The following is an 11,697-nucleotide window of genomic DNA, read 5'->3' as shown; positions in this document are numbered from 1 at the left end:
GTGCGCCCGGTTGATGCGATTGCCCGGGACCGGCGGGCATAGCTCGCCACGCCTGGGTACTTGTGGCCGGGGCGCACACAGGAGATCATTCTGAAATGTCATTTCTTGTTGGCGCCTACGCCGCTGCCCCGTCAGACCCGTCCGCACCCGAGTTCGCCGAGTTCTTCCGGGCCCTGGCCGCCGAGGACCTGGTCGGTGGGCTGGAGCTGCCCACCTCGCATCTCACCGACGCCGCTGCCGTCCGGGCCATCACCGAGGCGGCCTCGCCGGACTGGACGTATGCCCTGACCTGCTTCCCCGGCACCATGTTCGCGCTGGCGAAGGACCCGAGTGTCGGGCTGGCCTCTCCATCGGAGGCGAGCCGCGGACAGGCCGTCGAGTTCGTCGCCGAGCTGCGCGAGCAGGCGGCCCGGTTCGACGAGGCGGCCGGCGGCGGCCGGCTCGAACGGGTCTTCCTGCACAGCGCCCCGGTGGGCGGAGTGCCGGACGCCCTCGCCACGTCGCTCGCCGAGATCGTTTCCTGGGACTGGGCCGGGGCACGACTGGAGATCGAGCACTGTGACGCCGCGGTGCCAGGTCAGGAGCCGCAGAAGGGCTTCCTGAGCCTGGCCGACGAACTGGCGGTGCTGGCCGACGTCGGGTCGACCGGTGTGGTGATCAACTGGGGTCGCTCGGCGATCGAGACCCGGTCGGCGGAAGGTCCGGTGCTGCACCTGCAACAAGCGCGGGAGGCCGGGCTGCTCAGCGGCCTGATGTTCTCCGGGGTGTCCGCGGTGGACACCGACTACGGTGCCGGCTGGCTCGACGCACACCTGGCCTCATCCACCCGTACCCCCGGCTCGATGATGACGCCGTCCGAGATCAGCCGCTGCGTCGCGGCCGCCGGCGACGCCTTCCTCGGCGCCAAGATCGGCGTCAAGCCGGCCGACGCGCCTGTCCAGGAACGAGTGGCCGCGATCATCGGGCTGCTGCAGGAGATCCGGGACGCCCAGGGCTGACGGCTCCGCAACAGGCTCAGGGAGCCAGCCGCTCGATGATCCAGGCGCCGTCATCCCGGCGGTAGCGGAGCCGGTCGTGCAGCCGACCGGACCGGCCCTGCCAGAACTCGACCGTCTGCGGTTCGATCCGCCAGCCGCCCCAGTGCGGCGGCACCGGGATCTCGTTCCCTGCGGTGGAGTCCGGTCCGCCGAACCGGGCCTCCACCTGCGCCTGCAGGGCGTCCAGTGCCGCCCGGTCGGCCACCACCGCGGACTGCGGGCTGGCCCAGGCGCCGAGCTGCGATCCCCGGGGCCGGGTCCGCCAGTACGCGAGAGTGGTTGCCGCGTCGACCTTCCGGACGTCGCCGCGGACGTGGACCTGCCGCTGCAGCGGCAGCCAGCTGAAGGTGACGGACGCCAGCGGGTTGCTGTCCAGGTCGGCACTCTTCGCCGACCCGTAGTTCGTGTAGAAGGTGACCCCGGACTCGTCCACCTGTTTGGCCAGCACGTTCCGCGAGGCCGGCACCCCGTCCGGCGACGCGGTGGCCAGCACCATCGCGTTCGGCTCGGCGACGGCGTGGGTCACCGCGTCGGCCAGCCAGGCGTCGAACTGGGTCCACCAGTTCGCCGCCAGATCGGACACGTCGAAGCCGGTCTCGCTGTAGTTGATCCGCATCTCGGCCAGGGACGGATGTTCGTTGTTCGTCACACCTGCGACGCTACCGCCGAACCCACGGCGCCCCCGGGTGCACCGACCGTGCTCACCCCTGCCTTCGGGGCGCGCCGTCGACGTCGGGGTGCCCGGGAACCGGCCCGCCACGGCACTGTTGGACAATGGGAGATCCAGTACTCACTGACCCATGGAGCAGCCCGATGACCAGTACCGCACCGGCGATCGTCATCCCCGATGAGCTCAGGCCGTCCGACGGCCGGTTCGGATGCGGACCGTCCAAGGTGCGGCCGGCGGCGCTGGCCGCGCTCGCCGAATCCGGCGGCTCGCTGATGGGCACGTCACACCGGCAGAGCGGGGTCAAGGGACTGGTGCACCGGGTCCGCGAGGGCCTGGCGACGCTTTTCGAGCTGCCGGACGGCTACCAGGTGATCCTCGGCAACGGCGGCACCACCGCGTTCTGGGACGCCGCGGCGTTCGGACTGATCCGGGATCGCGCGCAGCATCTGACGTTCGGCGAGTTCTCGGCCAAGTTCGCCACCGTGGCCGCGAAGGCGCCGTTCCTCGGTGAGCCATCGGTGATCTCCACCGATCCGGGTGACGCGCCCGTCCCGGTCCTGGACGAGTCGGTCGACGCCTATGCCTGGGCGCACAACGAAACCTCCACCGGCGTAGCGGTTCCGGTCCTGCGGCCGGCCGGGGCAGGCGACGATCAGCTGGTGCTGGTCGACGCCACCTCGGGCGCCGGTGGCCTCCCGGTGTCGGTGGCCGAGACGGACGTCTACTACTTCGCGCCGCAGAAGGTGTTCGGCTCCGACGGTGGGTTGTGGATCGCGCTGGCCTCGCCGCGCGCGCTGGACCGGATCGAGGAGATCGCCGGATCCGGTCGCTGGATCCCGGAGTTCCTGTCGATCGCCACCGCGTTGGACAATTCGCGCAAGGACCAGACGCTGAACACCCCGGCGGTGGCCACCCTGTTCCTGCTGGCCGACCAGCTGGACTGGCTCAACGGCCAGGGCGGGCTCGACTGGGCGACCGCACGCACCGCGGACTCGTCGTCGCGGCTGTACTCCTGGGCCGAGGCAACCGAGTTCACCACCCCGTTCGTGGCTCGGCCCGACCTGCGTTCGCAGGTGGTCGGCACCATCGACTTCGACGACGCCGTCGACGCGGCGGCCGTGGCAAAGACCTTGCGGGCCAACGGCATTGTCGACACCGAGCCGTACCGCAAGCTCGGCCGCAACCAACTGCGGATCGGCATGTTCCCGGCGGTCGAGCCGGACGACGTTTCGGCGTTGACGGCCTGCGTCGACTATGTGGTCGGCAAGCTCTGAGCATCGTCGCCGACCACCGGGTCGGCGCCGCTGGTCGTTGCCTCGCGGGTCCGGCGGAGCCAGTCCTCCACTCCTGAGATATGCACCAGCGCCCGCGCCGAGGCGAGTTCGGGATCGCGCCGGGCGATCGCGTCCAGGATGCCCTGGTGCTGCGCGATCGTCTGCGGGTACGCATCTTCCTGGGTGAGGCCACGCCAGATCCGCGCCCTGGTGGTGGGCATCGAAATCGACTCAAGCATCGATGCCAGCACCGAGTTGCCGGACCCGGCGGCGATCAAGGAATGGAACTTCAGGTCGTGGGCAACCAGGTCGGTGACGGAGGTGGACAGCGAGTCGGCTGCGACCGTGGCCGCCAGCTCGGCGATCGCCCCGTCCGACATCTTGCGGGCGGCCAGCGCCGTCGACGCCGGCTCGAGAATCCTTCGCACGGCCAGGAAATCCAGTACCGAGTCGTCCTGGTGGAAATCGACCAGAAACCCGACGGCATCGAGCAGCACATCCGGTTCCAGGCTCGAGACGTAGGTGCCGTCACCCTGTCGCACCTCGAGGATCCTGACCAGTGCCAGGGCGCGGACCGCCTCCCGCAACGAGTTGCGGGAGAGCCCCAGGTCTGCCGCCAGGTCTGCCTCGCGAGGTAGTCGCGAGCCGGGCGTGAGCCGGCCGGAGACGATCATTTCCTTGATCTTCTCGATGGCCTCGTCGGTCACCGCCATGGTTGCGCTCCTGCTCGTTCGGTCGGGTCCGGCGCGGCGTCCGTTCGGACACCTCCGATGATTCGTCAAGGCTAGTCCATCGGCTTCCCGGCTGGCACAGTGAGCGGGTGCCCATCACCGAAAAGTCGGCTGCCACAAAAGATGCCGCGTCCGGACCCGCTGCGGGGCAGCGCGCCCCGAGCGTCATCGACGCCCACGTTCACGTCTGGGACCTCGGCGGCGGCCCGTTCGGAGTGGAATATCCCTGGCTGCGACCGGAGTTGAGCCGGCTCTACCGGAGCTACTCACTGGCCGACGCGCACCCGGAGTTCGAGGCCGCCGGAGTCGGCGGCCTGGTACTCGTGCAGGCTGCCGACTCGCTCGCGGAGACCCGGGAACTGCTCAGGGCGGCGGCGGCGGAATCACTGCCCACGAAGGTGGTCGGATGGCTCCCGCTGTCGGACCCGACGGCGACAGCTGCTGCGCTACAGCAGTTCTCGTCCGCCGAGCTGGTCGGTGCCCGGCACCTGATCCACGACGAACCGGACCCGCGCTGGTTACTGCGGCCGGACGTGACTGACGGGCTGACGGTGCTGGCCGAGGCCGGACTTCCCTTCGACGCGGTCGCCGAACGGCCGGACCTGATCGCCCAGATCCCCGCCGTGGCCCGGCGTCATCCCGGCCTGACGATCGTCCTTGACCACCTGGGCAAGCCGCCGATCGCCGATCGCGGCTGGCAACCGTGGGCCGACCTGGTGGCCGCCGCGGCCGCCGAACCCGGTGTGGTGGCAAAGATCTCCGGACTGGGCACAGCGTCGGCAGCGGGCTGGACCGCCGACGACTGGCAGCGCTACGTCGACTTCGCGATCGAGGTCTTCGGCCCCGACCGGCTGATGCTCGGCGGTGACTGGCCGATCGCCCTACAGGCCGGCAGCTATGCCGACACCTGGGCCGCGACGCTGTCCGTCATCGACGGTCTGGACCCGGCAGGGCGGGCGGCCGTGCTGGGCGGCACCGCCGCCCGGGTCTACCGGTTCTGAGCCCCCAGCCCGGCGCTTATCAACTTCGCTCGCGCTTGCGAACGTGGCCGTATTGGGACAGATGTGACGCAAGTGAACGATTTCGTCAGCGTATGCGATGTTGATAAGCGCCACGAGCGGGGATGACGAGCGGCGGGCGCGGCCCCGAGGGAACCGCGCCCGCCGCGTCATGCCTCGTGCTTACTTGTAGAGAACCGCGGCGATCTTCGGATCGTCGATGTTGGTCTTGTCGTACCAGTAGAAGCCGGTGTCGATGGTGTCCGGCAGGCCCTCGCACTTGAGCGCCTTCATCGACGCGGCGACGACCTGCTCGCCGATGCCGACCGGGTTCTGGGTGATGGCGCCGGCCTGGACACCCGAGCGGATTGCCGTCATCTGGGCCTCACTGGAGTCGAAACCGACAATGTTGATGCCCTTCTTGCCGGACTCCTCGACGCCCTTCACCACACCGATGGCCGAGCCCTCGTTGGAGGCGTAGATCCCGGCGATGTCCGGGTTGGCGGCGATGATCGCCTTGGTCAGGTCAGCCGACTTGGTCGCGTCGCCGCCACCGTACTGCGGTTCGAGAAGCTTGACGTCGGGCGCGTTCTCCTTCATCCACTCGACGAAGCCGTCGCGCCGGTCGATGCCCGACAGCGACGTCTGGTCGTGAATCACCAGGCCGACGGTGCCCTTGTTGCCGATCAGTTCGGCCATGTGCTTGGCGGCTTCCGCCGCCGCGGCCTTGTTGTCGGTGGCGGCGGTGGTCAACGGGATATCGGAGTCGACACCGGAGTCGAACGCGATCACCGGGATCTTCTGCTCCTGCGCCTGCTTCAGGATCGGCTCGGATGCCTTGGAATCCAGCGCCGCGAACCCGATGGCGTCCGGCTTCTTGGTGAGCGCCGTCTTGAGCATGTCCAGCTGCGGCTGGACATCCGATTCGGAGGCGGGGCCGTCGAAGGAGATGGTCGCGCCCTCCTTGGCCGCTTCCTGCTCGGCGCCCTTCTTCACCGCCTGCCAGAACTGGTGCTGGAAGCCCTTGGACACGATGGCGATGTACGGCTTCTCCTTGGTGGTCGGCACACAGCCGGGCTCGACGTTGCTGCCGGAGGCTGCGGCGGAGCCGGAGGCACCGGCCGAGTCCGAGGCACCGGCCGAGTCCGAGGCACCGGCCGAATCGGACGCGGCGGCCGAATCGGAGGCACCGGCGGTGGTTTCGGCCGACGTCTCCGCCGCGGTCGCGGAGGTCTCGGCTGCGGCCGAACTGGTGTCGGTGGCGTTGTCGCTGGCCTTGCTGCAGGAGGCGAGAAGCAGCGAGGATGCCGCCACCGCCGCGATCGTCGCGACCTTCCATCTCTTGTGCGTCATTGCAGTTCGAACTCCTTCTGGTGTCGGGCGTTGATGGTGCTGTGGGTTTGGTGCGATGGGGACCCGCCGGCCGGTGCCGGCGGACGGCTAACCGGCGGCTGTCGCCGACTTCTTGCGGACCATGTCGATGTACACGGCGATCAGGATGACCACGCCGAGGATGACGTACTGCCATTCCTGCGGAACGCCCATCACCTGCAGGCCGTTGTTGAGCACACCGATGATCAGGGCGCCGATGACGGTTCCGACGATCGTGCCCTTGCCGCCGGCCAAGGATGTGCCGCCGATCACCACGGCCGCGATCGCCTGCAGTTCCATGCCCTTGCCGGCGCTCGGGCTGGCGCCGATCCGGGCGGCCGAGATGATGCCGGCGATCCCGATGAAGACCCCGGCCACCGTGTAGACGATGATCTTCCACTTCTTCACGTTGATCCCGGAAAGCGCAGTGGCCTCCTCGTTGCTGCCGATGGCGAAGGTGTACCGACCGAACAGCGTGCGGTTCAACAGGAACCAGGCGATCACGGCGCACACCAGGAAGATCAGCACAGCGTTCGGGAAGTTCGGGATCAACGTGCCGCCGGACAGATCCTGGAAGGCCGGCAGATCGTCGAAATAGATCGACGCGCCGTTGTCCGAGATGACGATCGGCAGGCCCTGGCAGACCAGCATCATTGCCAGCGTGGCGATGAACGGCGGCATCCCCAGGATCGAGATGTTGAAACCGTTGACCAAGCCGATCAACCCGCCGACCACCAACGTCAACAGCAGGCCGAGTCCCAACGGCAGGTCCCAGGTGATCAGGAACGTGCCGGCCATCATTCCGGTGAGCGCGATGCCGAAGCCGATCGACAGATCGATCCCGCCGGTGATGATGACGAACGTGGTTCCCAGCGCCAGGATCCCGATCTGCACCGTCGACACCAGGATGTTGTTCACCAGGTTGTCGTAATTGAAGAAATGGTCGCTGGCGACCGCGAAGAACGCGGTGATGACAATCAGGCCGGCGAAGGCGGCGAGTTGCTGCAGCCGCATCCGGACGTTGTCACTCATGCCGCGCCGCGCCGCCACCGGAACCTCTGCGGTGCTCACGTCAGGCCTCCTTGCCGTGCTGATGGGTGTTGTCGGAATCGGCCGGATCCACCAGGCCGAGTTCTACTGCGTCGGCCGCATTCTCGTCCGGACGCAGGGTGGCGTAATGCATCACGCTCTCCTGATTGGCATCGCCGGCGGCGAGTTCACCGGTGATCCGGCCCTCGCTCATCACGATCACCCGGTGCGACATCCGCAGCACTTCGGGTAGCTCGGAGGAGATCATGATGATCGACTTGCCGCCTTCGGCCAGCTCGTTGAGCAGACCGTAGATCTCCTCTTTCGCACCGACGTCGATCCCTCGGGTCGGCTCGTCGAAGATCAGCACGTCGCAGTCCTTGAGCAGCCACTTGGCGATCACCACCTTCTGCTGGTTGCCGCCGGAGAGGTTCTTGGTGATCTGCGAGATCGACGGCGTCTTGACCTTCAGTTGCGCCACGTACTCGCGCGCCGCGGCCTTGGCCGGCCGGTCCCTGACGAACCCGGCGGTGGAGAACCGCTCGGCGAGCGACGACAGCGCGATGTTGGTGGTGACGCTCTGGTCAAGCAGTAGCCCGTACCGCTTGCGATCCTCGGACAGGTAGCCGATCCGATACTTGGCCGCCTGCGCGGGATTCGCCGGGTCGATCGTCCGGCCGCGAAGCTTCACGGTGCCGGCCGAACGCTTGTCGGCACCGACGATGGCCCGGGCCACTTCGGTTCGGCCCGCGCCCATCAGCCCGGCGAAGCCGAGGATCTCGCCCTCCCGCAGCTCGAAGCTGACGTCCTTGAGCAGTCCGTGGGTGGACAGCCCCTGCACCGAGAGGATCACTTCACGGCCGCCGTGGACGTTCTCCGGCTTGGCGTTGACGTTCAGCTGCCGGCCGACCATCCGCGAGATCACTTCGCCCATGCTGGTGGTGGCGGTGTCGAGCGTATCGATGTACTGGCCGTCGCGGATCACCGTGATCCGCTGCGAGATCGCCTTCAGCTCGTCCATCTTGTGCGAGATGTAGATGACGCCGGTGTCCGGGCTGACGTAGTGCCTGATCAGCTCGTGCAGAGTCGCCACTTCCGCATCGTTGAGCGCCGCCGTCGGCTCGTCCATGATCAGCACCTGGGCGTCGTAGGACAACGCCTTGGCGATCTCCACCATCTGTTGCCTGGCCACCGTCAGGGCGCCGACCGGAGTTCGCGGGTCGAGCGGAAGATGTAGGCGCTCCAACAGATCCCTGGCCCGTCGGTTCAGCGTGCGGTTGTTCAGCAGGAACCCGCCTGACGGTTTCTCCTGACCGATGAAGATGTTCTCGGCGACCGTCAGGTCCGGCATCAGGTTGAATTCCTGGTGGATGATCGCGATGCCCTGTTGCTGGGCGTCCCGCGGACCGCTGACCCGCAGCGGGCGGCCCCGCAGGTAGAACTCCCCGCTGTCCGGGGTGTACACGCCGGACAGCAGCTTCATCAAGGTGGACTTGCCCGCGCCGTTCTCACCGACCAGTGCCAGCACCTCGCCGTACCGCAGGTTCAGTTGCATGTCGTCCAGTGCGCGGACGCCGGGGAAGCTCTTGTTCACCCCGCTCAGCTCGAGCAGGTAGCGATCGTCGGCCACTGGCGGTGCCGCGACCTTCGGGTCCGCCGGGTCCGGGTCGGTGTTCTTGTTCAGCTCCATCAGCCGCGCCACCTCTCGTCCGGCTGCGCCAAACCCTTGCGCAGTATCGCGTTCCCGTACGGTCGGAGCTCGCCGGTCCGGACGATGGCGAACGCCGTCGCCGCCTGCTCGTAAAAGGCGAATCTGTCCAGCTCGCGCACCGCGGCCGGTTCATCGGCGGTGTGGACGGCGGTTTCGCCGGCCAGCCCGGCGGCCGCCAGCAGCTCGTCCTGGACCGGCAGCCGGACCCCGTCGGCGGACTGCATCAGATCCAGCGTCGGTGCGTCGTCCAGCGGCAGCACCGCGCAGATCGCCCTGACCAGTTGCGGCGTGCTCACCCCGGGCAGGTCGATCAGCCGGTCGGCCAGCGCGGCCCCGGGGAAGTGCGCGTCGGCGACCACCACCGCGTCCGAGTGGCCCATGGCGTCCAGCGTGGCGAGTAGTTCGCCGGTCAACAGCGACGGAATCCCGTTCAGCATCGGTTTCCTCCCAGCAGGTGTGAGCCGACCGCCTCGGTGGCCGCATCGGCACGGCTCCACGGGTTTACCACTCGCGGGGACCACACGGCACACAGTGTGCCCGGTCGGTTCGTCATCCCAGCAACCCCTGCTCGGCCAGTTCGTCCCACAGGGCGTCCGGGATCGGCGTCGCCATCGCGGCCGCGCTCTCGGTGATCTGCTGCGGCGACGCGGCACCAACGATCACCGATCGCACCAGCTCGTTCCGCAGCCCGAACTGCAGCGCCGCGGCCGGCACCCGGACCCCGTGTGCATGACAGATCCGTGCCAGCGCCTGATATCTCGTCCGGATCGCCGACGGGACCGGGCCGTACTCGTAGCGGGCGTCGGCAGCGAGTTCGTCCTTGGCCAGTACGCCGGAGTTGAACACCGAGGCCAGCACCACGCCGGTGGAGTGCTTCGCGCAGGCCGGCAGAACACCTGACGCCGCAGGCTGTTCCAGCAGCGTGTACCGGCCGGCGATCATCAGCAGGTCCAGCGCGCCGGTATCCACCGCGGCCTGCAGCGCAGCGGTGTCCATGCTGCCGACCCCGATCGCGGAGACCACGCCCTCCTCCCGCAGCGCGATTGCCCCGGCCAACCCGGAATCCAGCGCGACGGTGAGGTCGTGGCGCTCCGGATCGTGCAGATACACGATGTCGACCCGGTCCAGCCCCAGCCGCTGCAGCGACTCGTCGACCGAGCGGCGGATCCCGTCAGCCGAGAAGTCCCACTCCCGGCGCAGGTCGGCCGGTACGGCGAAATCGTTCGCCAGATCGAGGGTTCCGGCGCCTTCGGGGTTCGGCCGCAGCAGCCGCCCGACCTTCGTCGACAGCACGAACTCGTTCCGCGGCCTGGTCGCCAGGAACGCGCCGAGCCGTCGCTCGGAGAGCCCGAGACCGTAGTGCGGGGCGGTGTCGTAGTAGCGGATGCCGGCATCCCAGGCGGCCTCGAGCACGGCCCAGGCCGCGTCGTCGGTCAATTCCCGGTACAGGTTGCCGACGTTCGCGGCTCCGTACCCGAGCGGCGGCAGAACCGGTGGTGCGTCAGCCATCGGCACCCCAGGTGTACTCGGCGATCGACGCCGGCAGCATCTCCGCACCCGAGCCGGGCGCTTCGGGCGCCCGATACTGCCCACCGCTGACCAACGCCGGGGTGACGAAATGCTCGTGCAGGTGGTCGACGAACTCGATCACCCGGTTCTCGGTGGTCTGCGAGACCGCAACGTAATCGAACATGGACAGGTGCTGGACCGCCTCACACAGCCCGACACCTCCGGCGTGCGGACAGACCGGCACACCGAACTTGGCCGCCAGCAACAGGTTCGCGATGTTCTCATTGACACCGGCCACCCTGGCCGCGTCGATCTGCATCACCTGCAGCGCATCTGCCTGCAGGAACTGCTTGAACATCACCCGGTTCGCCATGTGCTCACCGGTGGCCACCCGGATCGGCGCTATGCCCTTGGCGATCGCGGCGTGCGCCAGCAGGTCGTCGGGGTTGGTCGGTTCCTCGACCCAGGCCGGGTCGAACTCGGCCAGCGCGTTGACCCACTCGATCGCCTCGTCCTGCTCCCATCGCTGGTTGGCGTCGATGGCGATCTTGATGTCGGGTCCGACCACCTCCCTGGCGATCCGCATCCGACGCCTGTCGTCGCCCAGGTCGGCGCCGACCTTCAGTTTGATCTGCCGGAAGCCGTCGTCCACCGCCTCCCGGCACAGCCGCGCCAGCTTCTCGTCCGAGTAGCCGAGCCAGCCGGGGGTAGTGGTGTACGCCGGAAAGCCGTTGCGCCGCAGTTCGGCGATCCGCTCCGCCCTGGTCGGCTCGGCGGCCCGCAGGATGGTCAGCGCCTCGGCCGCGGTGAGCGCGTTCGCCAGGTACCGGAAGTCGACCAGGTCGACGATCTGCTCCGGGGTGAGTTCGGACAGCAAGAGCCACAACGGTTGTCCGGCACGCTTGGCCTTCAGGTCCCACAGCGCGTTGACCACCGCACCGACGGCCATGTGTATGACGCCCTTCTCAGGGCCCAGCCAGCGCAGCTGCGAGTCGTGCACGAGTTCGCGCCAGAAGCCGCCGAGGTCGTCCAGCAACGGCTCCACCTCGCGGCCGACCAGCCGCTGCGCCAGTGAGCGGATCGCGGTGAGCTGGATGTCGTTGCCGCGGCCGATGGTGAACACGAAGCCGTCACCGGACAGCTCGTCGCCGGCATCGGTCCGGACCCGCAGGTAGGCGGCGGAGTAGTCCGGATCCGGGTTCATCGCGTCCGAACCGTCGAGCAGCTGCGAGGTGGGAAAGCGGATATCGGCGGTGTCGATCCCCACGAAGGTGCTCAGCGGTGTCGATGATTCGTCCCCGCGGTTCCTCGGTCCGCTCGGTCCCGCGTGGGCCCACGCAAGCTCGCTCGGTGTCGATGGTTCGCTC

General features: G+C 68.3%; 11 protein-coding genes. 3 read left to right on the top strand and 8 right to left on the bottom strand.

Annotation, left to right across the window (positions count from 1 at the left end; translation table 11 throughout):
* Window positions 1-95: 95 nt before the first annotated feature.
* A complete protein-coding gene (locus tag K340_RS0118270; protein WP_029137765.1) occupies window positions 96-998 on the top strand; it encodes a DUF4862 family protein in 903 nt (300 codons plus the stop codon).
* A 16-nt stretch (window positions 999-1,014) separates the two neighbouring features.
* Here K340_RS0118270 and pdxH read toward each other — a convergent pair whose 3' ends face one another.
* Window positions 1,015-1,653: a pyridoxamine 5'-phosphate oxidase gene (pdxH, locus tag K340_RS0118265; protein WP_051266793.1), complete on the bottom strand. Its 639-nt coding sequence runs from the start codon at window positions 1,651-1,653 to the stop codon at window positions 1,015-1,017.
* Window positions 1,654-1,850: 197 nt separating this feature from the next.
* Between pdxH and serC the strand changes: the two genes are divergently transcribed.
* Window positions 1,851-2,981, top strand: a complete 1,131-nt coding sequence (serC, locus tag K340_RS0118260) for a phosphoserine transaminase (protein ID WP_029137763.1) — start codon at window positions 1,851-1,853, stop codon at window positions 2,979-2,981.
* Here serC and K340_RS31320 read toward each other — a convergent pair.
* Window positions 2,960-3,694 (bottom strand): FadR/GntR family transcriptional regulator, encoded by a 735-nt coding sequence (locus K340_RS31320; RefSeq protein ID WP_051266755.1) that lies wholly within the window; start codon window positions 3,692-3,694, stop codon window positions 2,960-2,962. The genes serC and K340_RS31320 overlap by 22 nt on opposite strands.
* A 107-nt stretch (window positions 3,695-3,801) precedes the next feature.
* Between K340_RS31320 and K340_RS0118250 the strand changes: the two genes are divergently transcribed.
* On the top strand, window positions 3,802-4,713 hold the full coding sequence (locus K340_RS0118250; protein ID WP_211229524.1) for an amidohydrolase family protein: 912 nt from the start codon (window positions 3,802-3,804) through the stop codon (window positions 4,711-4,713).
* Window positions 4,714-4,893: 180 nt separating this feature from the next.
* Here the strand turns inward: K340_RS0118250 and K340_RS31315 are convergent, their stop codons facing one another.
* The 6 genes from K340_RS31315 to K340_RS0118220 form a co-directional block, all read right to left on the bottom strand.
* Entirely contained in the window at window positions 4,894-6,063 is a 1,170-nt protein-coding gene (locus K340_RS31315) for an ABC transporter substrate-binding protein (protein WP_084614630.1), read from the bottom strand.
* A gap of 87 nt (window positions 6,064-6,150) precedes the next feature.
* Window positions 6,151-7,152: an ABC transporter permease gene (locus K340_RS0118240; protein ID WP_029137761.1), complete on the bottom strand. Its 1,002-nt coding sequence runs from the start codon at window positions 7,150-7,152 to the stop codon at window positions 6,151-6,153.
* Window position 7,153: 1 nt separating this feature from the next.
* Window positions 7,154-8,800, bottom strand: a complete 1,647-nt coding sequence (locus K340_RS31310; RefSeq protein WP_084614641.1) for a sugar ABC transporter ATP-binding protein — start codon at window positions 8,798-8,800, stop codon at window positions 7,154-7,156.
* Entirely contained in the window at window positions 8,800-9,258 is a 459-nt protein-coding gene (locus K340_RS0118230) for an RbsD/FucU family protein (RefSeq protein WP_029137760.1), read from the bottom strand. The genes K340_RS31310 and K340_RS0118230 overlap by 1 nt, the downstream gene beginning before the upstream one ends.
* Before the next feature lie 112 nt (window positions 9,259-9,370).
* Window positions 9,371-10,330 carry an aldo/keto reductase gene (locus K340_RS0118225; RefSeq protein ID WP_037365556.1) on the bottom strand — a complete coding sequence of 320 codons (960 nt, stop codon included), beginning with the start codon at window positions 10,328-10,330 and terminating at the stop codon, window positions 9,371-9,373.
* Window positions 10,323-11,597, bottom strand: coding sequence for an L-fuconate dehydratase (locus tag K340_RS0118220; RefSeq protein ID WP_245599618.1), 1,275 nt, complete (start codon window positions 11,595-11,597; stop codon window positions 10,323-10,325). The genes K340_RS0118225 and K340_RS0118220 overlap by 8 nt, the downstream gene beginning before the upstream one ends.
* Window positions 11,598-11,697 lie beyond the last annotated feature (100 nt).

The sequence above is a fragment of the Nakamurella lactea DSM 19367 genome, from assembly GCF_000426645.1.
Taxonomy (GTDB): Bacteria; Actinomycetota; Actinomycetes; order Mycobacteriales; family Nakamurellaceae; genus Nakamurella; species Nakamurella lactea.
Note: the sequence above shows the minus strand (reverse complement) of the source record. Positions and strands in the feature narration are given on the sequence as shown.